The organism is Microbacterium sp. MYb64 (assembly GCF_002979495.1).
GTDB lineage: Bacteria > Actinomycetota > Actinomycetes > Actinomycetales > Microbacteriaceae > Microbacterium > Microbacterium azadirachtae_A.
The window spans coordinates 17480-39562 of the sequence record NZ_PCOW01000014.1 but is presented as its reverse complement, the minus strand read 5'-3'; the positions used below and the strand labels follow the sequence as shown (position 1 = coordinate 39562).

Here is a 22083-nt window from a genome sequence, read left to right as displayed (position 1 = left end):
TTCGACAGCGCCTAGGGTTCCGGGGTCCGCCCGACTGGTCCGAGCGGCGCCACGTCGGGTCCTCGTGGGCCTGGCGTCATCTGAACGGACAAAAGCCTGGAGGAACCACGTCCGTCGCGCCCGCGGCGGACCGAAGGTTCCCATGTCGCTTCTCGCATTCGTCCTCGTCTTCTCCGCCGCTGTCGCGCACGCGGGCTGGAACGTGCTGGCGCACGGCATCAGTCGTGCGGGGCTCCCGTTCCTCTGGTGGGGCGCCGTCGCGAGCACGGTCCTGTGGATCGGCGTGGTGCCGTTCACCGGCGGCCTCGGATCCGGCGACATCGGCGGCTTCGTGCTCGGCGTGCTCGTCTCGAGCGTGCTCCACGTGGCTTACATGGCCGTGCTGCAGCACGGCTACCGCGTCGGCAACCTGTCCACGGTCTACGCGACCGCACGCGGCACCGGACCGTTCCTGTCGGTCATCATCGCGATGCTGCTGTTCGGCGAGCGTCCCTCACCCCTCGCGCTGGCCGGAGTGGCGGTGGTCATCCTCGGAATCGTCGCGATCGGCTTCGTGGATCGGGTGGGGGTCGTGCGCCGGGGCGTCGGGGCCGGCAGCCGGCGGCGGATCGATCCTGGGCTGCTGTTCGGCGTGCTCACCGGCGTCGCGATCGCGCTCTACACGATCTGGGACGCGTTCGTCGTGCGCTCGTTCTCGATCTCCCCCGTCGCGTTCATGGTCGGCACCGCAGGCATGCAGGCGGTCTACTACACGGCCGCGATGCGGCGCCGGTGGCCCGCCGCCGCGGCGCTGTGGTGCACCGAATGGCGCCGGATCGTGGCCTTCGGGATCCTCTCGCCGCTGTCGTACATCCTCGTGCTGCAGGCGATCAGGATCGCCCCCGTCGCGCTCGTCGCGCCGCTGCGCGAGGTGAGCGTGGTGCTGGTCAGCCTGTTCGGCGCTTTCGTGCTGTGCGAGGGCCGCCCGGTCTGGCGGATCGGCGCAGCGGCGGTCGTCGTCGCAGGGATCGCACTGCTCGCGGTGTGACGACCTGACCCGTAACAGCCCTCAGCCGCCCACGGCGCGGAGGTACTGGCCGTCGGGGGAGATGCCGGATCCGGAGACCGTGAAGCGCACGATGCTGGAGAGGTAGCGGTCCTCGCTGGCCTCGAAGATGCGGCCGTCGGCGCCGCGCGAGGTGCGGCTGAGGCGCAGGATCGGGGTGCCCTGCGGCACCTGCAGCAGCGCCGCGTCCTGCTCGTCGGCGGCGACCGCGTCGATCTCGTGCTGCAGGCCCACGATCGGGTGGCCCTGTGAGCCCAGGAACTCGGTGATCGAGATCGCATCGGTGTCGACCGCGAACAGCAGGCGGCCCACCTCCTCGGTGTAGAACAGCCGCTCGAGCATCGTGGGGCGGTCGTCGAGGAAGCGCAGTCGGACGACGCTCACGATCGTGTCGCCGGGATCCACGCCGAGCGCCTGTGCCTTCTCGGCTCCGGCGCGGCGCAGGCTCAGCTCCTGGGTGCGTGCGCCGGGGCGGGCGCCGAGCTCGCGCGCCCACCGGGTGAACGGCACGGATACGTCGACGGCCTGGGTCGCCTTGCGCTCGACGACGCGCGCGGGCCGCCCGCGGGCGGTCTCGATGAGGCCCTCGGCACGGAGCGCCGCGAGGGCGTTGCGGATCGGTCCGCGCGAGGTGCTCCAGCGTTCCGCGAGCTCGGCCTCGGTGGGCACGGCGTCTCCCGGACGCAACCGGCCCTCGGCGATCCTGGCGCGCAGATCGTCGGCGATCTGGGTGTAGACAACCTCGGGCACATAGGCATACTACTTCGTCGCGTCGGTCGGGCGCACCCTCGTTCCTGCGGTGTTCATTCAGGATAATCGCGGGTGAACAGTCGGGGAACAGTGCCGAGTTAGGTATACATCTCGGGTGCTGGGTTGAGAGAGTCTTCGAGGATTCCCTCCGCACCTGAAACCCGAAAGGTCCTCATGAAGCTTCGCGCTCTCTCCGTCGCAGCCGGCGCCGCCGTGCTCGCCCTCGGCCTGGCCGCGTGTTCCGGCGCTGCCGGTGCCGCCACCGGCACCGACGCGCCCGCTGCCGCGAACGGCGGCTACGCCGTCGACGCGAACACCCTCGTCTTCGGCGTCGTGCCCGACTCGGTCGACACCCAGACCAACTACCAGCCGCTCATGGACTACCTCGCCAAGGAGACCGGCAAGAAGGTCGAGTACCACGAGTCGACCGACTACGCCGCGCTCATCGAGGCTGCCGTCGCCGGCAAGGTCGACGTCGCCTCGTTCTCCGGCTTCACCTACATCACCGCGACCAACGCGGGCGCCAAGCTGACCCCGATCTCCTCGATCGTCACCAAGCAGGGCCAGGAGCCGGGCTACTACTCCGAGGCGATCGTGCCGAAGGGATCCTCGATCACCTCGATCAAGGACTTCAAGGGCAAGAAGGTCTGCTTCGTCGACCCGTCGTCGACCTCGGGCTACCTCTTCCCGAGCTACAACCTGCTCAAGGACGACATCGACCCGAAGACGGGCGTCTCCCCGGTCTTCGCGGGCAAGCACGACGTGAGCGTGCAGAAGGTCGGCGAGGGCAAGGAGTGCGAGGCGGGCTTCGCCGAGGACAGCGAGGTCGCCAAGAGCGACAAGGTCACCGTCGTCGACAAGACGATGGTCCCCGGCGCCCCGCTGGTCTACAACACGGCCCTGCCGAAGGAGACCGCCGACAAGGTCGTGACCGCGCTCAAGGAGATCACGATCGACGACATCGTGAAGGCCGGCGTCAAGAACGCGGACAGCGACGCGTTCAAGGCGACCTTCTACGCGACCAAGCCGGTCGACGACAAGTACTACGACATCATCCGCGACATCTGCGACAAGACCAAGGCCGATCAGTGCAAGAAGTGATCTGACCGATCACGTCCCCGAACGGGGTCGTTGAGCGAGCGCCCTTCGTCTCGTCGCTGCGCTCCTCGCTCAGGGACCGGCACACACGTCGGTTCCTGAGCGAGCGCAGCGAGACGAAGGATGATCGCCGTTCCGGCGCCCTCGCTCAACGACCACATAGCCAGGAGCGCAAACACCATGAGCACCGTCACCACCCCCGCCGTGGCCGAGCCGGTCATCCGCCTCGCCGGCGTCACGAAGCAGTTCGGCGCGACCACCGCCCTCAGGGGCGCGGACCTCGAGGTCGCGCGCGGCGAGATCGTCGTGCTCCTCGGGCTCTCCGGATCCGGCAAGTCGACCCTGCTGCGGCACCTCGATGGGCTGGAGACGCCGACCTCGGGCAGCGTCGAGGTGCTCGGATCCTCGGTCCCGGTGCTCAAGGGCAAGGCGCTCCGCAGCCTCCGCAGCCGGGTCGGCTTCATCTTCCAGCAGTTCGAGCTGGTGCCGTCGCTCACCGTGCTGGAGAACGTGCTGACCGGATCGCTCTCGTCCGTGCGCGGCCCGCGCCTCGGCCTCTGGGGCTATTCGAAGGACGCGAAGCTGCGCGCCCTCGGCCACCTCGAGCGCGTGGGGCTGCTCGACCGCGCCTACCAGCGCAGCGACACCCTCTCCGGCGGCCAGCAGCAGCGCGTGGCCATCGCCCGCGCGCTCATGCAGCGCCCCGAGATCCTGCTCGCCGACGAGCCCGTCGCCTCGCTCGACCCCGAGTCGAGCGATCAGGTCATGGCGCTCATCCGCGAGATCGCGGCCGACCAGGGCCTCACCGTGGTGTGCAGCCTGCATCAGGTCGATCTCGCGATCAGCTGGGCCGACCGCATCGTGGGCCTGCGTCACGGCGAGGTCGTGCTGAACACCTCCACGACCGGCCTCAGCAAGGCCGAGGTCATGGAGATCTACGGCCGGGTCGCCACCACCACCGCCGACCTCACCGCCGTGACCACGGAGCTCATCGAGCAGGGGATCGCGACGCCCGCCGAACCTCCCGCTTCGACGGGCACAGGGGCCGGCGCGGCGGCCGGAGCCGACATCGCCGAAACCTCGGCGGCGCGCTCGTGACCGTCGTCGCCGCACCCCGCCGCGAGGGCTACGTCGGCGGCCTCCTGTCGCGCGCGCCGAAGCACCGGGTGTCGCCGGAGCGCATCGCGGCCTCGCTCACGCTGGTCGTGCTGGTCGTGCTCGGCATCGCCTCGCTCGTGCAGAGCGGCTTCTCGCTCGCCGGCGTCTTCCAGAGCTGGGGCAACGCGCAGCGCTTCATGACGCGCGTGGGGGCGCTGACCTTCCCCGCGCCGCTCGACCTGCTCTGGCTGATCGCGCTCACCGTGGGGCTGGTGCTGGTCGGCACGCTCGTCGCCGCCGCGCTCTCGGTGCCGATCGCCTACCTCGCCGCCGCGAACACCACGCCGGGACCCGTCTGGCGCGGGATCGCGCGGTTCATCGGCGTGCTCACCCGCTCGATCCCCGACGTCGTGCTGGCGATGGCGTTCGTGCTCATGTTCTCGCTGGGCACGCTGCCCGGCATCCTCGCGATCGGGATCCACTCGATCGGCATGATCTCGAAGATGTTCGCCGACGCGATCGAGCAGATCGACGAGGGCCCGCGTCTCGCGATCCGGGCTGCCGGGGGCACGAAGCTCCAGCAGTTCACCGCGGGCGTGCTGCCGCAGGTGCTGCCGAGCTGGGTCGCGACCGTGCTGCACCGCAACGACATCAACCTGCGCGGCAGCGTCGTGCTCGGTTATGTCGGCGTCGCGGGGCTCGGCCTGGAGATGTCCTACGCGTTCAAGGCGCTCAACTACGGCCGCGGCCTCGGGATCGCCCTGGTGATCTTCGTGCTCTGCGTCGTGATGGAGATCGTCTCGAGCGCCGTGCGCGGCGCGATGCTCGGCGAGACCGCGCAGACGCGGTCGTGGATGGACCGGATCCTGCATCCGCGTCTCCGCCGCCGCGACGAGGCGGGGAGCGGCGCCGCGACTGCCGCCGCTGCCGCGAAGCCGGCCTGGGCGACGTCCCCCGCCGCGGCCGTGCGCCGCCCGTGGACGCGCGAGCGCCGTCGCAACACGATCGCCGGCTGGGTGGCCGTCGCGATCGTGATCGGCAGCCTCGTGGTGTGCCAGATCCAGTGGAGCGACCTGATCACGGTGTGGGCGAAGATCCCCGAGACCGCCGTGAAGTTCTGGCCGCCCGACTTCGGCAACTACGACACCTCCGTCATGCTCGGCGCCATGCGGGACACGATCGCGATCGCGCTCGCCGCGACCGTGCTGACGCTGCTGCCCTCGCTGCTGCTGGGATCCTTCGCCGCCCGCAACGTCGCCCCGAACGGCACGGTCCGCGGCATCGCCCGGTTCCTGCTCGTCGGGATCCGCGGCATCCCGGAGCTCATCCTCGCGATCGTGCTCATCGTGGTCACCGGCCTCGGTCCGACCGCGGGCATCGTGGCCCTCGCGATCGGCGGCATCGGGCTGCTCGGCAAGCTCGTCGCAGACTCGTTCGAGGAGGTCGACCGCGGCCCCGAGCGCGCACTCCGCGCGGTCGGTGCCACCCGGATCCAGACCTACGCCTCGGCGACCGTGCCGCAGGGCACGCGCGCGCTCATCGGGCACAGCTTCTACATGCTCGACACGAACATCCGTGCGGCGACGATCCTCGGCATCGTCGGCGGCGGCGGAGTGGGCTACTACCTGTTGAACGCCGGGCAGGGCTCGCGCTACGAGGTTGTCACGGCGATCGTGCTGATGATCCTCGCCACGGTGCTCGTGGTCGAGGGGCTCGCGATGTGGATGCGGAGGGTCTTCCGATGACGCTCTCCCCCCACGACCGGTTCGACGTCGCGGTCGTCGGATCCGGCATCGTCGGCCTCGGTGCGGCGTATGCGGCCGCGCGACGAGGGCTGCGCGTCGTGGTCGTGGACCGCACCGACCGGCCGGTGGGTGCCACGATCCGCAACTTCGGACATCTCTGCATCGGCGCGCAGGACGGACCGGCGCGCGCCTACGGCGAGGCGTCCCGCGGGATCTGGCTCCGCCTCGCGGCGGAGGCCGGGTTCTGGGCGCGCGAGAGCGGCACGCTCGTCGTCGCCAGAGCGGAGGACGAGCGGACGCTCCTGGAGGAGGCCGCCGCGGCCGACGGCGATGACGGAGGGATCCGCCTGCTCTCGCCCGCCGAGGTGACCGAGCTCGCCCCGGTGCGCCCTGAGGTGGTGCACGGCGGCGCGCTCGTTCCCGGCGACCTGCAGGTGAACCCGCGGGAGGCCGCCGGGGCGATCGTGCGGCATCTGGCCGCGCTCGGCGTGGAGTTCCGCTTCCGCACCGCGGTCACCGAGGCCGGCACGGGGCTCGTGCGCACGACCCGCGGCGACATCGCAGCGAGCGACGTGGTCGTGGCCGTGAACCACGACGTCGATCAGCTGCTGCCGGCGCTCGCCGAGCGCGCGGGCGTGATCCGCTGCGCGCTGGACATGATGCGCGTCTCGGCCGATCTGCGCTCGCCGCTGCAGGCGCCGCTGCTCACCGGCTGGTCGCTCGTGCGCTATCGCCGCTTCGCGGGCCTCGGCACCGCGACGGCCCTGCGCGAACGGCTGCACGCCGAACGCCCGGAACTCGCCGCGCTCGATCTGAACCAGATGTACACGCAGCTGCCCGACGGGACGCTCCTGCTCGGCGACTCGCACCACAAGGCCGTGCAGCCGGATCCGTTCCAGCCCGAGGCCGCGTTCGAGGCGTTCCTCGCCGAGGCGCGCGAGCTCTTCGACGTGGGCGGGATGCGCGTGCTCGAGCGCTGGCAGGGCGTGTACGCGGCCGCCGGCGAGGAGTTCCTCATCGAGGAGGTCGCCCCGCGCGTGCTCGCGCTCGCCGCGACCACCGGCATCGGCATGACCACGGGGCTCGGCCTCGCCGAGATCGAGACCGCCCGCGTCTTCGGCTGGGGCGGATCCGGATCCCCGGATGCCGACGCCTCAGCCGGGGACGGGACACAGACCACCGCCATCGTCGGCGGCGCAGGAACGACCGCCACCGTCGGCGGCATCGCACAGGAGGAGAACGCATGAACCCGCACACCCCGATCGAACTGGTCGTGCTCGACATGGCTGGAACCACCGTGCTCGACGACGGCATCGTGGAGCAGGCGTTCCAGCGGGCGGCGGAGCGCACCGGCGTGGCCGCGCGGATCGGCTGGGACGAGGCGCTGCAGTACGTGCGCGACACCATGGGGCAGTCCAAGATCGACGTCTTCACGCACCTCGCCGACGGCGACGTCGAGGCCGCAGAGCGCGCCACCGCCCAGTTCGAAGCCGCCTATGCGGAGATCGTGGCCGAGCAGGGCGCGACCGAGATCCCCGGTGCGGCCGACGCCATCCGCGCCCTGCGGGCCGCGGGCCTGAAGGTCTGGCTGACCACCGGGTTCGCCCCGGTCACCCGCGATGCGCTCCTGGACGCGCTGGGCTGGCACGACCTCGTCGACGGCGTGCTCTCGCCGGTCGACGCGGGCCGCGGACGCCCCGCCCCCGACCTCGTGCTCACCGCGCTGCTGCGCGCGGGCGCTTCGTCGGTGCAGGCGGTCGCGGTCGCCGGCGACACGGTCAGCGACGTGCAGACCGGCCGTCGGGCCGGCGCCGGTTTCGTGGCGGGCGTGCTGAGCGGCGCGCACGACGCCGTCGCTCTCGAGACCGCAGACCCCGATGAGGTGCTGCCCGATGTCACCGCCCTCCTCGGCGTACTCGTCGAGCGCGGCCTCGTCCCGGCTCTCGCGCCGATCGCGGCCGACTGACATGCGCGCGGCGCTGGTCCGCCCCGCAGAAGAGGTGCACCGGCACGACGTGCCGCTGCGGCCGGCCGCCGTCGCGATGGCCTGGCTCGGCGTCGGACTCCCGCACGAGGTGCTCGCCGTGCCCGGCGTCGCCCTCGCCCCGCACGACGTGCTGGTCGCGGTGGAGATGTCTACGATCTGCGGATCCGACATCCACACCGTGCAGGGTCGCCGGCACGCGCCGACGCCTCTCGTGCTCGGGCACGAGAGCGTGGGCCGGATCATCGCGATCGGCGACGAGGGCGCACGCGCGGTCGACGGCGCGGCGCTGCACATCGGCGACCGGGTGGTCTGGTCGGTGACGGTCTCGTGCGGGCACTGCGACCGCTGCCTCGTGGGGCGCACGCAGAAGTGCCGGCAGCTCGCGAAGTACGGGCATGCGCGCATTGAACCGCGCTGGGAGCTCACCGGCGGCTTCGCAGGGCACGTGCACCTGCGCGCCGGCACCGGGATCGTGCGCGTGCCGGAGGTGCTGCCGGCCGCCGCGCTCGCGCCGGTCTCGTGCGCCACGGCGACCGCCTGGGCCGGCGTCGCGCGCGGGGCCGCGCTGCGGGGTCGCGGGGTGCCGGATCCGTCCCCGTCCACGGGGGAGGACGCGGAGGTGCTCGCCTGCGAGCGCGTGCTGGTGCTCGGCGCGGGACTCGTCGGGCTGACCGCGGCGGTGATCGCCGCGGAGCTGGGCGGGCGCGTCCAGATCGTGGATCCCGACCCGGCCCGGCGCGCGTTCGCCGAGCGCTTCGCGCTCACCGCGATCAGCCCGGACGACGTCGCGGAGGAGGGGTTCGATCTGGTGATCGAGGCCTCGGGGCACGCGGTGCGCGCGGCGCTGGACGCGGTCGACGTCGGCGGAGCCGTGGTGCTGCTGGGCAGCGTGTTCCCCGCGGATCCGGTGCCGCTCGACGCCGAGCGCATCGTCCGGGGGCTCGTGACCGTGGCAGGGGTGCACAACTACACCGGTGCCGAGCTGCATGCGGCGGCGGCGTTCATGGCGGGCCGCGGTCGCGCGCACCCCTTCGCCGACGCCGTCGGGGCCGTGCATCCGCTCGCCGCGGTCGACGCCGCCCTCGTGCAGGCGGCCGCCCCCGGGGCGCCCCTGCGGGTGGGACTCACTCCGCGCTGAGGGTGCGGGAGAACCCTGTCCCGCTTCATGCCCCACCATGTACCGTTTTCGGCGGGGAAACCGCTCCAGACTCAGCCGAAATCGGGACATGGTCGGTGGCCGCAGGCGAACCCCGGCCGTGCCAGGCTGGAGGGGTGAACTCCCAGGAACCGCGGCAGCAGCCCGCTCTCGGCGTGCTGCTGGTCGTCGGATCCTGCCTGTCCCTGCCCTTCGGCGCGGCCGTCGCGACGACGATCTTCCCGGAGCTCGGGTCGTGGGGCGTCACCGGACTGCGCGTGCTCATCGCCGCGATCGTGGTGCTCGTCATCGCGCGTCCTCGGCTGAAGCGCTGGAACCGCGCGCAGTGGATCGCCGCGATCCTCTTCGGCGTCTCGATCGCCGCGATGAACGGCACCTACTACGCCGCGATCGACCGGATCCCGCTCGGGCCCGCGGTCGCGATCGAGTTCCTCGGCCCGCTCGTGCTGGCGGCGCTGCTCACCCGGCGCCTCGCCGATGCCGTCTGGGTGGGGATCGCCCTGCTCGGTATGGCGCTGCTGGGGGTCGACGGGCTCACGGGCGCCGAGGCGCTGGATCCCTGGGGCGTGCTGTTCGCGCTCATCGCCGCCGGGTTCTGGATCATGTACATCCGGATGAGCACCCGCGTCGGCGCGCTCACCACGGGAACCGAGGGACTGGCGGTCGCGCTCGCCGTGGCCGCCGTGCTGCTGCTGCCGTTCGGCGTGCCCGCCGCGGTCACCGCGGTGGCGGACCCTCGCGTGCTGGGACTCGCCGCGCTCACCGCCCTGCTCGCCTCCGTCATCCCGTACATCCTCGAACTCGCGGCGCTCCGCCGCCTGCCGCAGCGCGTGTTCGGGATCCTGCTCAGCCTCGAGCCCGTCTTCGCGACGATCGCGGGGCTGCTCGTGCTCGGACAGCACGCGTCGCCCGTGCGACTCGCCGCGATCGCGCTGGTCGTGATCGCGAGCATCGGCGTCACGGCGGGCGCGCGGCGTCGTCGCGGCGCCCGACCCGACGAGGAGCCGCCGTCGCCGCTGACCGGATCCATCCCCGTCGTCCCCGACTGACCGTCGGGGCGTAGCCTCGGGATCATGAGCTCGCTGACCGACCTCCTCGACATCCGCACCCCCGTCCTCCTCGGGCCCTTCGGCGGGCTCAGCTCGATTCCGCTCGTCGCCGCGGTCAGCGCGGCCGGAGGGCTCGGGTCCTACGGGCTGTACGGCTACGACGCGGAGCGCATCCGCACGACCGTCGCCGGGATCAGGGCCGCGACGCGCCGGCCGTTCGGGCTCAACATCTGGCTCCCCCGGGGCGATGAGATCGAGCCGGGCACCGAGCACGACGACTACGCGGCGGCCCTCGCCCCGTTCTTCGCCGAGGTGGGCGCAGAGGTGCCCGCCCGCCCCGAGGCGTATCTGCCCTCGCTCGACGAGCAGCTCGCCGCGGTCCTCGAGGCCGCGCCGGCGGTGCTGAGCGTCGTCTTCGGGGTGCCGTCGGCGTCGCTCGTCGACGAGGCGCACGGCAGGGGGATCCGCGTGATCGGCACCGCGACGACGGTCGCCGAGGCGCGCGCCCTCGCTGAGGGAGGGGTCGATGCGATCGTCGCGACCGGTGCCGAGGCCGCGGGCCACCGGGTGTCGTTCCTGCGACCGGCCGAGGACTCGGTCGTCGGCCTGTTCTCGCTGCTGCCGCAGGTCGTCGACGCGGTCGATGTGCCGGTCATCGCGGCGGGAGGGATCTCGGACCGCCGCGGGGTCGCCGCCGCGTTCGCGCTCGGCGCGCAGGGCGTGCAGGTCGGCACGGCCTTCCTCGGCACGGCGGAGTCTGCGGCCACCGAGGCCCACAGGGCGGCGGTCCGCGCGACGCCCGCCGAAGGGTCCGTGCTCACGAGGGCCATGAGCGGGCGGCTCGCGCGCGGCGCACGCAACCGCGTGGTCGCCGAGATCGAGGCGGCCGGATCCATCGCCCCGTTCCCGGCGCAGAACTGGATCACCGGACGCTTCCGCACCCCGGCCGGGCAGCAGAACAAGGGCGAGCTGCAGTCGCTGTGGCTCGGCCAGTCGGCGCCGCTGGCCCGCTACGAGACCGCGGCGGCGGCGTTCGCGGAGCTGGCCGCGGGAGTGCCCGCCTGATCGCACACCCGCGCGCAGCGCGGAAGCGGCGTCGTCAGAGGATGACGGTCGAGCGGCCGTGCACGATGACGCGGTCGTCGGCGTGCCACTGCACGGCGCGCGCGAGCACCAGGCGCTCCACGTCGGCGCCGCGGCTCTGCAGCTCCGAGGCCGACTCGGCGTGCGTCACGCGCGTGACGTCCTGCTCGATGATCGGCCCCTCATCGAGGTCCGCCGTCGCGTAGTGCGCGGTGGCGCCGATGAGCTTCACGCCGCGGTCCTTGGCCCGTGCGTAGGGGTTCGCGCCGATGAAGGCCGGGAGGAACGAGTGGTGGATGTTGATCACCGGAGCGCCGAGATTCTCGATGAACTCGTCGGTGAGGATCTGCATGTAGCGCGCGAGGACGACCAGGTCCACGTTGCCCCGCAGCAGCTCGAGCTGGCGCTGCTCCATCTCGGCCTTGTCCCCGGACGGGATGTGCACGAACGGCACCCCGAACGAGCGCACCGACTCCGCGAGATCCGGGTGGTTCGAGACCACCATGGTGACGTCGATGTCGAGCTGCCCCCGCTGCGTGCGCCAGAGCAGCTCCAAGAGGCAGTGGTCGTACTTGGACACGAAGATCGCCACGCGCTTGCGCTTGGACGCGTCGTGCAGCGACCACTCCATGCCGAAGCGCTCGGCGACCGCGGCCAGATCCGCTTCGAGCGCCGGACGCGCGGCGGCGAGACCGTCGCGGTGGATCACCGTGCGCTGGAAGAAGCGCCCGCCGGCCGCGTCCGTGGAGTGCTGGTCGAGCGAGATGATGTTCGCCCCGTGCGCGGTGAGCACTCCGGCCACGGCCGCGACGATCCCTGGCTGGTCGTCGCAGGCGATGAGCAGTCGTGCGGTGTCGGGCTGCGCCATGACAGGTCTCCTTGCAAGCGGGGTGTCCGTCGATTCTGCCGCGCCCCGGCGCGCGAGGCGAATCGCGCCCGCAACGTGCGCGCCGGGCGCGGGGATCGCGCCCGGCAGACGCCGGAAGGGATCCGGGCGCAAGGCCCGGATCCCTTCCGGCGAGGATCCCGCGAGGGAGACCCCTTCGCGATCAGTTCCCGGAGAACTCGGCCAGGCTCAGCGTCTGGTCGCCCGGTCGCGTGAAGTGGCCGGCCTGGGAGGTGGTGGAGGCTCCGTGCGCCGACGGTGCGTCCCAGGTGCGGCCCGGCGTGGTCGCGGCGGTGGACGTGTCGATGCCCAGCACCAGCCCCGAGTAGCGGTTCACCAGCCGGACGGATCCGGTCGCCGCTCCGCTGGCGGGATCCGTGTTCGGCACGATGAACCACTGCTGCCCGACCCCGGCCGACGCCTTGCCGGTGAGCGTGAGGCCCGCACCCCATGCGCGCCCGGCGTTCGAAGAGGCATCCACGCCGAGCAGCGCTCCGGCCTGCGTCGCGATCGTGTAGGCGCCGTCTCCGGTCGCGGTGAAGGTCCAGGCGCCGTTCTTGCGGTTCACGGATCCCGCCGTCGTCAGCTTCTTGCCGTTGCCGGAGGCCGAGAGCTTGCGCCCATCGCCGTTCGCGATCGTGTACGCCTTCGTCGTGTCGATCGCGGTCGCGGGCGACACGGAAGGACCGGCGTCGATCGTGATGTTGGCGAGCTGCGCGTAGGCGTCGCCCATGCAGCCGAAGGAGCAGTACGACCGGAACGACTTGCCCACGATCGCCGAGCTCGTCTTGTTGGCGGGGTCCACGAACCACCGGTACCAGGACGCCGTGGTGTACGCGGATCCGGAGTCGCCGAGACGGAACCACTTCTGCGTCGCGAGGTTCTTCGTGGCGTAGAACTCCTGCGGCGCCTTGCCCGACTGGTCGGGGTTCTGCGGCTGGCCGATGTACAGCCCGAGGTAGGCGTCGTAGGTGACGTCCATCACGAACAGCGGCGAGGTGGCGGGCATCTGCCCGTTCTTGATCTGCTGCTGGGCCGTGCCGGGGGTGTTCGGGTCGTACTCCTTGTCGACCGGCGTGTAGCCCGTCTCGCTGTCATCCGCGACGGGGACCATGTTGCTCTCCTTGCCGGAGATGCCGGGCTCGGTCCACGCGCCGTCGTACCACTTCTGCCACGTGCCGGTCGCCATCTTCCCGGAGATCGGGGCGCGGGCGACGTGCTCGTAGAACGCCACCCAGCCTCCGGTCTTGTTCACGACGCGGGAGCCGTAGAACGCGTAGAAGTAGCCGGAGGCGTAGTCGACGTAGAGGCGCGGGTCGCCGTCGCCGTAGGAGTACGTCTGCTGCGGGAACGCGGTGGTGTCGCCGCGGGTCGTGCTGTACGGCGAGGTGATCGCGTGTCCGGGGATGCTCCAGGTCCTGCCCTTGTCGGTCGAGACCGCGTAGTCGATCGCGTCGTAGTGCAGGCCGTCGCCGAAGGGCTTGGGCGTGAACTCGTTGTGCACCAGGCCGTACCAGTCGCCCGTATCCGGGTCGACCCACATCTGCGTGATGTCGCAGTAGTTCGGCTGGGTGTAGCTGGATCCGGCCGGCGCCTTCGTCGACTCCACGCCGGTCGGGCTCGCGTTGCAGAAGTCGGTGGTGTCGGGGTTCGTGCCTGCGGCGTTGAGGGCGGCGTCCGGCTTCGCGGTGTCGAAGTTCGAGCCGGTGTACCAGTTCCACTGGCGGATGTCGCCGTTGCTGCCGTCGGGCTCGTTGTAGTAGTTCGCGTGCGACTCGCCGAAGTGGAACGTGCCGTCGGCGTCGATGAAGGGGCTGGCCGGGGTGTCGTCGGGGTAGTTCCACGTGCTGTTGTCGACCGAGTCGGTGGTCACGGTCGCGGCCGCGGGCTTGGGCGGGGTCACAGGTGTGGTGTCGGCGTCCGTGGAGTAGACCACGATCTCCGACGCGGAGGCGTTGGCGGATCCGTTCACCGCGTTCTCGGCCTGGAAGCGCACGTAGCGCGCCTTCACCGGCGGGGAGAACGTGACGTACTGGATCTGGGAGCCGCTGGTCGGCTGCGAGAAGCTCGCGGTGCCGGCCGTGCTCCAGCCGCTCGCCGACGGGTCCTTCGCGACGTTCGCGTCGTCGGTCGTGTACACCGAGACGTCCTTGACCGGTCCGTTGCCCTGCACCTTGACGGAGTAGCCGAGGCCGGTGAGGGTGAAGGATCCGCCGACGTCGAAGGTGATCTGATGCGGATACGGCGCCGAGGCCGGCGACCACTCGCTCGCCCACTGCGTGGCGGAGTTCTGGTCGAAGGCCGCAGACGCGGATCCGTCGCCGGAATCGGTCTGCTGCGAATCCGCGCCGACCACGGCGTACTGGGCGTTCGTGATGGCGTGCCCGGCGGGGATCCCGCCGAGGGCGTCTGTCGTGTACGCGACGATCTCCGAGGCCGAGGCGTTGTTCGAGCCGTTCACGGCATCGAGGATCTTGAACTCGACGTAGCGCGCCGAGACGGGCTGGGCGAACGTGACGTACTGGATCTGCGTGCTGCTCGTCGGCTGCGAGAACGTCGCCGTGCCCGCGGGCGTCCAGCCGCTGCTCTTGCCGTCCTTGGCGACGGCCGGGTCGTTCGTGGTGAGCACCTGCACGTCCTTGGCCGGGCCGTTGCCCTGCACCTTGACGGAGTAGCCGATCCCGGTGAGGGCGTGCTCGGCCCCGATGTCGAACGTGAGGTAGTGCGGCATCGGATCCGGGGAGCCGCCGTTGTAGTTCGACGCCCACTGGGTCGAGTAGTCGCCGTCGAACGCCCCCTTCGCGGTGCCGTCGAGGGAGGGCGGTGCGGGGTAGGGCGCGGACTCGGAGTCGACGTCGAGGAGCGTGTAGCCCGTGTCGGGGATCGCCGCGCCCGCGGGAGGGGCGGGGTCGGCGTGGGCGGGGGCGACCGCGCCGAGGGTCAGCGTCGTCGCGGCGATCGCGAGCGCGGCGCCGGCGGCGAGGACGCCCCGCGATCGACGGGGGAGGGACAGGATCTGTGGAGGCATCGGTCTTCCTTGCTGCGTCATCGAGGCGGGGAGAACAGGGGCCACGGTACTCCCAAGTTATCGCTAACATCAAGAAGTCTCCGCGAATTGCCGCAATTGGATTCGCGGGCGAGATATCGCAAACACGAGCGGGATGTCCGGAGTGCGGCCGTGCAGCGGCTGGCTGGTCAGCGGCGCGGCGGTCGGCGACGCGGCGGTCGGCGACGCGCCGGTCGGTGACGCGGCGGTCAGTGGCGGGGCGCGGCCGTGGAGCGGCGCACGACGAGCTGCGGCGCGATCGATTCGGCCGGCGGCACGGCGCCCGGGTGCGAGATCGCGTGCAGGAGGTGCTCGACGGCGATGCGGCCCACGTCGATGAACGGCTGCGCGACCGTGGTGAGCGCGGGGGAGCAGAACTCCGCGAGGGGGATGTCGTCGACGCCCACGATCGACACGTCCTCGGGGATCGCGCGGCCGAGCTCGGCGAACGCCCTGGCGAGGCCGAACGCCATCTCGTCGCTCGCGACGAACACCGCGGTGACCTCGGGGATGCGGGCCAGGATCTGCCCTGCACGGTGGCCGGAGGCGGGGGACCAGTCCCCGACGATCTCGGGCGGGGCCTCCCGGCCGGCGTCGGCGAGCGCCTCGCGCCAGCCCTGGGTGCGGCTCGAGGCGTCGAGCCACTGCTGCGGGCCCGCGACGTGCCAGACGGTCTCATGACCGAGATCCAGCAGGTGGCGGGTCGCGATCCGCCCCACCTCGCGCTGGTCGACCGCGACCACCTGGGTCGACGCCGTGCGCGAGCCGTCGATCGTGATCGTCGGCAGCGTGCGGGTCAGTTCGTCGATCGCGCGCGTCGTCGAGATCAGCGGCACGGCGAGCACGATGCCCTCGACGCCCTGGTCGGCGAGGCGCGACATGGCCTGCTCGATCTCGCCCGCATCGAGCGAGGGCGTCGTGACGGAGTTCACGATGTACCCGGCCTCGGACGCGGTGGTCTCGATGCCGACCGCGACCGCGCTGCGCGAGTAGAAGCCGGTGCGGAGCGAGACCACCCCGATCGCCCTGCTCCGCCCGGAGGACAGGGCGCGGGCGGCGTTGTTGCGCCGGTAGCCGAGTTGATCGACCGCGGCGAGCACCTTCGCCCTGGTTTCGGGCTGGACGCTCGGGTTCCCGCTCAGCGTGCGGGAGACGGTCTGCGCCGAGACCCCGGCCAGGCGCGCGACGTCGGCCATTCCCGGGATGCGGCGGGGATCCGGCGTCGCTGCGGTCGTCATGGGGTCCGATCGTGGGTGGCGCGGGCGTCGTCCCGGCTCACGTGCATGATATCGATCACATCCGGGGTGGCGTGCGAGGTGCTGTCGCGGGAGTCGTGCGGGCATAGCCTTGATCCGTGACTTCCTCCGAACCGGACGCTTCGCTCGCGGTGCTCCTGGACAGGGCGCGCGCCGCCCTCTCCGGCCTGCCGCAGGAGGCGCTCGGGCGCGAGAAGACCTCGCGGTGGAGGGCGCCGCGCATCGTGCGTGCCGGATCCGCGTGGCACGTCGGCGTGTTCCTGATCGCGGACGACGCCGTGTTCGCCACGGCTGAGGTGCTGCGCGCCGCCGCACCCGTGCGCCGGGGTTACGCGGCGGAATCGGCGCGCGCGAGGGCCGAGCGCCGGGCCGAGGCCTCGCGCGGCGGCTTCGCCGACGGCGAGACCGTGCACGTCGGATGGACCCCGATCGACGTCGCCGCCGTGTCGGCGGGCGGCTCGTCCGGTCCGCTCGCCCTCGTCGACGGCGTCCCTTCGGTGCGCTGGTCCGCGTCCGGCGCCCTCATGCCCCTCTCCGCCTACCTCGAAGACCGGATCGCCCTTCTCCGCGACGCCCGCCCCTGATCCGCGTGCGCCGCGGATCCGATCCGCGCGCGTCCTGATCCGCGCCCGTCCCTGACCGCGAGACTCCATCTCCGCGACGAGACTGCGCCTATTTCATGCAGTCTCGTCGCCCAGTTGGAGTCTCGCGGTCAGTAGGTTCTGCCGGGGCAGCGCGGCCCGCTGAGGCAGCGCGGCCCAGCGGGCCAGCCTGTCAGCGGGCCAGGGCGCGCTCGCCGAAGCGGTGCAGGATGCGGGCCGGCTCGGTCACGATGGATCCGAGCACGGCCTCCTGCACGGTGTGGAACGCGTCGGGGTCGAAGTATCCGGTGGTGCGGTAGAACACCATGCGGTCGGCGAAGTCGCGCGGGGACGGCTCGGGGTGGAACTGCGTCGCGTACAGATCGGCGCCCACACGATACGCCTGCACCGGGCACGTGTCGTTGCCGGCGAGCAGCACGGCGCCCGGCGGCACCTCGGCCGATCCCTCCTTGTGCGCCGTGAAGGCGTGGAACACGGGTCCCGCGGGGCCGAAGAGCGGATCCGCCGCGGCGTCCGTCGTGCAGCGGATCTCGGCCGCCGTCGCCTCCTCCGGGGTCTCCATGCCGACCTCGCCGCCGAGGAGGCGCGTGACCACGCCGATCCCGAAGCACGTGAAGAACGCGGTCGTGGCGCCGTCGATCGCGCGTTCGGCGATCCGCTCCAGATCCGTCTCGACCCGTCGCTGCGCCTCGGACTTGCGGACGTCGGTGACGTTGAACGGGGAGCCGCCGATCACGAATCCGGCATAGCGGTCGAAGACGTCGTCGGGCAGCGCCGTGGTGGTGAGGTCGATGCGGTCGAGCGCGTCGGCGTCCACGCCGAGGGCGACACGGAAGGACGCGCGCTCCGCCGTCGCCGCATCCAGCTCAGGGCGCACGCCGACATACAGAAGCGAGGCCATCCCTGGATTCTAGGCGAGCGGCGGTGGTCGGCGGAGCCGCGCCGCAACGCTCCGGAACACATGGGAGAGGACCCGCGGGGAGCGAGCGGGAATACCCGCGGCAGGACCGTGTTGAAGTTGATAGCACAACGCTCAAGTTTGAGAGGAAGCGAAATGCCCAACGACTTCACCGACGCGGGCTCGGGCTCGTTCGACGAGTTCCTCGCCCGCTACCTCGCCGGTGAGCAGGCCCGGCAGACCCGGTCGATCGACCTCAGCCGGTTCCTCACCGTGCGCACTCAGCGCATCCTGCAGCGCGCAGGGCGCTTCGCCCTCGAGCGCGGCCAGACCGAGCTCGACGCGCTCCACGTCCTCCGCACGATCGTCGAGGACGACGCCGTCGACCAGGCGATCCGCAACATCGGGGTGACCCCGCAGGCGATCGTCGACGCCGTCGACACGCGTCTGCCCGCTCCGGGCGAGCCCTCCGACGTCGAGGCCGCGACCATCACGCCGAGCGCCAGCCGCGCGCTGTTCCACGCCTACCAGGTGGCGCGCTCGTCGGGTGCGACCTATATCGAGCCGGAGCACGTGTTCTTCGCGCTCGTGCTCGGGCAGGACGCCCCCGCGGGCCAGATCCTCGCCCGCGCCGGGGTCACCGCCGAGGCCCTGACCCAGGGTCTGCGCGAGCCGATGCCCACGGGCACGACGCCGGATCCGGAGGGGACGGCCGCGCAGGGAGCCTCCGAGACGCCGATGCTCGACCAGTTCGGCCTCGATCTCACGGCGCGTGCGCGCGAGGGCGAGCTCGACCCCGTGATCGGCCGCGCCTCCGAGATCGAGCAGACCATCGAGATCCTCAGCCGCCGTACCAAGAACAACCCGGTGCTGATCGGCGAGGCCGGCGTCGGCAAGACCGCGATCGTCGAGGGCCTCGCCCGCGCGATCGTCGACGGCGCCGTGCCCGCGCAGCTCAAGGACCGCCGTGTCGTGGCGCTCGACCTGCCCGCGATGCTCGCGGGCACCCGCTACCGCGGCGACTTCGAGGAGCGCCTGACCAAGACGATGGACGAGATCGCCGCGCACAAGGGCGAGATCATCGTCTTCATCGACGAGGTGCACACGGTCGTGGGTGCGGGCGGATCCGGGGAGGGCGGCGGCATGGACGCCGGAAACATCCTGAAGCCGCGCCTCGCCCGGGGCGACCTGCACCTGGTCGGTGCGACCACGCTCTCCGAGTACCGCCGGATCGAGAAGGATCCGGCCCTCGAGCGCCGCTTCCAGCCCGTGAAGGTCGCCGAACCCTCGATCGAGGACGCGGTGCGCATCCTTGAGGGACTCAAGCCCGCGTACGAGCAGCACCATGCGGTCGCGTACACGGACGAGGCGATCCGCGCCGCCGTCGAACTGAGCGCACGGTACCTGCCGGACCGGGTGCTCCCGGACAAGGCGATCGACCTGATCGACCAGGCCGGTGCGCGCCTGCGCCTGCGCCTCGGCATCGTGACCGACGTCGCGGCGCTGTTCGCCGAGCTCGCCGACCTGGAGGCGCGCAAGAACGCCGCGGTCGGGGCCGAGCACTACGAGGAGGCCTCGCGGATCCGCGACGAGATCGCCGCGGTCCAGACCAGGATCGACGACGCCGGCGCCCTCGCCGGTTCCGCAGGCTCCGAGTCCGCGATCGTCGGGGAGGCGGAGATCGCCGCGGTCATCGCGCGCGCGACCGGGATCCCGGTCAGCCGTGTCTCCGAGACCGAGCGCGAGCGCCTGGCGGACCTCGAGTCCGACCTGCACGCCCGCGTGATCGGGCAGGACGACGCGGTCGCCGCCGTGGCGCGGGCCGTGCGCCGCAGCCGCACCGGAATGGGCGATGCCCGCCGGCCGGTCGGATCCTTCCTGTTCCTCGGCCCCACCGGGGTCGGCAAGACCGAGCTGGCCAAGGCCCTCGCCGACCGCCTGTTCCCTTCGACAGGCTCAGGGCAAGCGAGCGGGAGCGGTGTGATCCGCTTCGACATGAGCGAGTTCGGCGAGCGGCACACGGTGTCGCGGCTCGTCGGCGCCCCTCCGGGATACGTGGGCTACGACGAGGCGGGACAGCTCACCGAGCGCGTGCGGCGCAACCCCTACGCGATCGTGCTGTTCGACGAGATCGAGAAGGCGCACCCCGACGTGTTCAACCTCCTGCTGCAGGTGCTCGACGACGGCCGCCTGACCGACGGTCAGGGCCGCACGGTCGACTTCCGCAACACGGTGATCGTGATGACCTCGAACATCGGATCCGAGTTCCTCGCATCGCGCTCGGGTGCGCTCGGCTTCGTGGCCTCGCAGGACGGGTCCGCCAACGGATTCGCGTCGCAGGAGGACCTGCGGGCGCGGGTGATGGGCAAGCTCCGTGAGGCCATGCGGCCCGAGTTCCTCAACCGCATCGACGAGATCGTGCTGTTCCAGAAGCTCAGCCGCGAGGAGCTGGGCCGCATCGTGCGGCTCCTGCTCCAGGCCACGTCCCGGCGCCTGGCCGGGCGCGAGGTGACGCTCGACGTCACCGACGCCGCCGCGGCCTGGCTCGGCGAGCACGGCTACGAGCCGGAGTTCGGTGCGCGCCCACTGCGCCGCCTGATCCAGCGCGAGGTGGACGACCGCATCGCGGACCTGTTCGTCTCCGGCGAGCTGGGCGACGGCGGTCGTGTGGTCGTGGACGCGTCCGGCGACGTGCTGCGCGTCACCGCGACCGCGGAGATGGCACAGGCGGCCTGACCCTCACCCGGTCGTCGAGCGCCCTTCGTCTCGTCGCTGCGCTCCTCGCTCAGGGACCGGGTACCTTCCGGTCCCTGAGCGAGCGCAGCGAGACGAAGGGCGCCGTGTTTCGTCTCTCCCGCCGACTCAGCGGGACGAGGTGGCGCGGCGGCCTCGCACGACGCCGACGAACGCCTCGATGTCGGGCGTGGTCGCCGCGGCCGGCCAGGCCAGCAGCACCGGGGAGACCGGTGCGTCGCGGAGGATCCGGTAGTCGACGTCCTTGCGGTGATGCAGGCGTGCGAGGGACATCGGCGCGATGAGTATTCCGACGCCGGAGGCGACGGTCTCGACGGCAGCCTCGACGGTCTCGAGCGGAGGGATCCGAGACGGGACGGTCGGAAGGCCGAGGTCGCCCAGCACGTCCTCGCGCGTGGTGAGCAGCGTCTCGCCCTCCAGGTCTGCGGGGGAGAGCTCCTCGGCGGCGAGCAGATGCGACTCGGCCCCGGCGATCACGACGGGGAGCTCCTCGTAGAGGGGGATGGCGTGCATGCCGTCCTTGTCGAACGGCCCGCGTACGAGCGCGAGGTCGACGGTGCCCTCGGTCAGGGCGGTGCGCTGTGCGGCGAACGGGATCGGCACGAGCTCGAGGGCGACCAGCGGCATCCGCTCCTTCCAGGTGTCGATCCAGCGTCCCGGGGTCGCGCCGGGGACCGCCCCGAGGCGCAGGGCGCGGGGTTCATCGACCGTGGTCGGGGCGTCGAAGACGACCTTCTCCGCCTTCTTGCCGCGCGGTGCGGACTTCCCGGCGGGCTTCCCGCCGTTCTTGCCCTTGGCGGCCGGACCGCCGGCGGTGCTGCGAGCGCCGCCCTTCGCGGAGCGCACCGCGGGCTTGCGTCCGGATGCGCCTCGCCTGCTCATGGGTTCAGCGTACCGGCCGGGTGCTCGGGATTCCCTGCGCTGATGACGACGCAGCACCGCGCGGCGGCGGGATCCAGCCGTGCTTCGACGTGGCGGCAGCCGAGGCCCTCCGCGACACCCGAGACATAGGCGTGGTTCATGCCGCAGATGAGGTCGGTGTGGGCGCGGGCGAGGTCGTGGAACGGGCAGTTCGCCAACACGACGGCGTCATCGACCGACCGCGGTTCGTAGCCCTGGCCCGCCAGGGCGTGCCGCATCCGGTCCAGCTCGAGATGCTCGTCGGGTCGGTCGTCCGCCGGAACCGGTGCGGGATCGGCGCGGATCCGTGCGCCATAGGCGTCGCCCTCGGTGCGCGCGACATCGCGCAGGGCGGCATCGATCGGGGTGCCGTCGGCGGAGCGCTCGATGGCGCGCGCGAGCAGATGCCCCGCGAGATCGAAGTGCCGCGGCGGCAGTGATACCGCGATCGTCTGCGCCGCGCGCCGGTAGAGCTTGGCGGGACGCCCCGCGCCCGGACCGGAACGACCGGTGAGCCGGCGGAACTCGACGTCGAGGAGCCCCAGTTCGACGAGGCGGTCGAGCTGGAAGCGCGCGACATGCACGGGAACCTCGACGGCGTCGGCGGCGCTCTCCCGCGTCACGGCATCGGGCTGCGCGATCACGTGCTCGTACAGCGCCCGCCGAGTGGGATCGGCCAGCGCGCCGATCCCCGCCGCCTGCTCCGAGATGCTCATGCCCACACTCTAAC

Annotated in this window: 18 protein-coding genes; 11 read left to right on the top strand and 7 right to left on the bottom strand. The window is 71.8% G+C overall.

All coding sequences use genetic code 11. The features are described 5' to 3' along the window. Positions 1-142 precede the first annotated feature (142 nt). Complete coding sequence (locus CQ044_RS13040) at positions 143-1027, top strand: hypothetical protein (protein WP_105688862.1); 885 nt, start codon at positions 143-145, stop codon at positions 1025-1027. 21 nt (positions 1028-1048) lie between these two features. Here CQ044_RS13040 and CQ044_RS13035 read toward each other — a convergent pair whose 3' ends face one another. Then, a complete protein-coding gene (locus CQ044_RS13035) occupies positions 1049-1795 on the bottom strand; it encodes a GntR family transcriptional regulator (RefSeq protein WP_105688861.1) in 747 nt (248 codons plus the stop codon). A 174-nt stretch (positions 1796-1969) separates the two neighbouring features. On the opposite strand from CQ044_RS13035, the gene CQ044_RS13030 reads away from it, so the two are divergent. From CQ044_RS13030 to CQ044_RS12995, 8 genes are all read left to right on the top strand, one after another. After that, positions 1970-2896, top strand: coding sequence for a phosphate/phosphite/phosphonate ABC transporter substrate-binding protein (locus CQ044_RS13030; RefSeq protein ID WP_105688860.1), 927 nt, complete (start codon positions 1970-1972; stop codon positions 2894-2896). 177 nt (positions 2897-3073) lie between these two features. Further along, positions 3074-3991 carry a phosphonate ABC transporter ATP-binding protein gene (gene phnC / locus CQ044_RS13025; protein ID WP_105688859.1) on the top strand — a complete coding sequence of 306 codons (918 nt, stop codon included), beginning with the start codon at positions 3074-3076 and terminating at the stop codon, positions 3989-3991. Further along, complete coding sequence (gene phnE / locus CQ044_RS13020; RefSeq protein ID WP_258133304.1) at positions 3988-5736, top strand: phosphonate ABC transporter, permease protein PhnE; 1749 nt, start codon at positions 3988-3990, stop codon at positions 5734-5736. Before phnC ends, phnE begins: the two co-directional genes overlap by 4 nt. Next, positions 5733-6983 carry a TIGR03364 family FAD-dependent oxidoreductase gene (locus CQ044_RS13015; RefSeq protein ID WP_105688858.1) on the top strand — a complete coding sequence of 417 codons (1251 nt, stop codon included), beginning with the start codon at positions 5733-5735 and terminating at the stop codon, positions 6981-6983. The genes phnE and CQ044_RS13015 overlap by 4 nt, the downstream gene beginning before the upstream one ends. After that, a complete protein-coding gene (locus tag CQ044_RS13010) occupies positions 6980-7702 on the top strand; it encodes a phosphonatase-like hydrolase (RefSeq protein WP_105688857.1) in 723 nt (240 codons plus the stop codon). Before CQ044_RS13015 ends, CQ044_RS13010 begins: the two co-directional genes overlap by 4 nt. Before the next feature lies 1 nt (position 7703). Next, positions 7704-8861 carry an alcohol dehydrogenase catalytic domain-containing protein gene (locus CQ044_RS13005; protein WP_105688856.1) on the top strand — a complete coding sequence of 386 codons (1158 nt, stop codon included), beginning with the start codon at positions 7704-7706 and terminating at the stop codon, positions 8859-8861. Between the two features lie 134 nt (positions 8862-8995). Further along, a complete protein-coding gene (locus tag CQ044_RS13000) occupies positions 8996-9928 on the top strand; it encodes a DMT family transporter (RefSeq protein WP_045272880.1) in 933 nt (310 codons plus the stop codon). A 24-nt stretch (positions 9929-9952) separates the two neighbouring features. Further along, positions 9953-10993: a nitronate monooxygenase family protein gene (locus CQ044_RS12995; protein WP_105688855.1), complete on the top strand. Its 1041-nt coding sequence runs from the start codon at positions 9953-9955 to the stop codon at positions 10991-10993. 34 nt (positions 10994-11027) lie between these two features. On the opposite strand, the gene purU is transcribed toward CQ044_RS12995, so the two are convergent. The 3 genes from purU to CQ044_RS12980 form a co-directional block, all read right to left on the bottom strand. Continuing rightward, complete coding sequence (purU, locus tag CQ044_RS12990) at positions 11028-11879, bottom strand: formyltetrahydrofolate deformylase (protein ID WP_105688854.1); 852 nt, start codon at positions 11877-11879, stop codon at positions 11028-11030. Positions 11880-12060: 181 nt separating this feature from the next. Continuing rightward, positions 12061-14925, bottom strand: a complete 2865-nt coding sequence (locus CQ044_RS12985) for a discoidin domain-containing protein (protein ID WP_181158311.1) — start codon at positions 14923-14925, stop codon at positions 12061-12063. 227 nt (positions 14926-15152) lie between these two features. Beyond that, positions 15153-16181 (bottom strand): LacI family DNA-binding transcriptional regulator, encoded by a 1029-nt coding sequence (locus CQ044_RS12980; RefSeq protein WP_258133303.1) that lies wholly within the window; start codon positions 16179-16181, stop codon positions 15153-15155. A gap of 116 nt (positions 16182-16297) precedes the next feature. On the opposite strand from CQ044_RS12980, the gene CQ044_RS12975 reads away from it, so the two are divergent. Next, entirely contained in the window at positions 16298-16783 is a 486-nt protein-coding gene (locus CQ044_RS12975) for a glutaminase (RefSeq protein WP_258133302.1), read from the top strand. A gap of 190 nt (positions 16784-16973) precedes the next feature. Here CQ044_RS12975 and CQ044_RS12970 read toward each other — a convergent pair whose 3' ends face one another. Further along, entirely contained in the window at positions 16974-17702 is a 729-nt protein-coding gene (locus CQ044_RS12970) for a GMP synthase (protein ID WP_105688852.1), read from the bottom strand. A gap of 153 nt (positions 17703-17855) precedes the next feature. Between CQ044_RS12970 and CQ044_RS12965 the strand changes: the two genes are divergently transcribed. Then, complete coding sequence (locus CQ044_RS12965) at positions 17856-20435, top strand: ATP-dependent Clp protease ATP-binding subunit (RefSeq protein ID WP_105688851.1); 2580 nt, start codon at positions 17856-17858, stop codon at positions 20433-20435. Between the two features lie 126 nt (positions 20436-20561). Here CQ044_RS12965 and CQ044_RS12960 read toward each other — a convergent pair whose 3' ends face one another. Then, positions 20562-21335 (bottom strand): LysR family substrate-binding domain-containing protein, encoded by a 774-nt coding sequence (locus CQ044_RS12960; RefSeq protein ID WP_105688850.1) that lies wholly within the window; start codon positions 21333-21335, stop codon positions 20562-20564. Further along, on the bottom strand, positions 21332-22069 hold the full coding sequence (locus tag CQ044_RS12955) for a metalloregulator ArsR/SmtB family transcription factor (protein WP_105688849.1): 738 nt from the start codon (positions 22067-22069) through the stop codon (positions 21332-21334). The genes CQ044_RS12960 and CQ044_RS12955 overlap by 4 nt, the downstream gene beginning before the upstream one ends. Positions 22070-22083 lie beyond the last annotated feature (14 nt).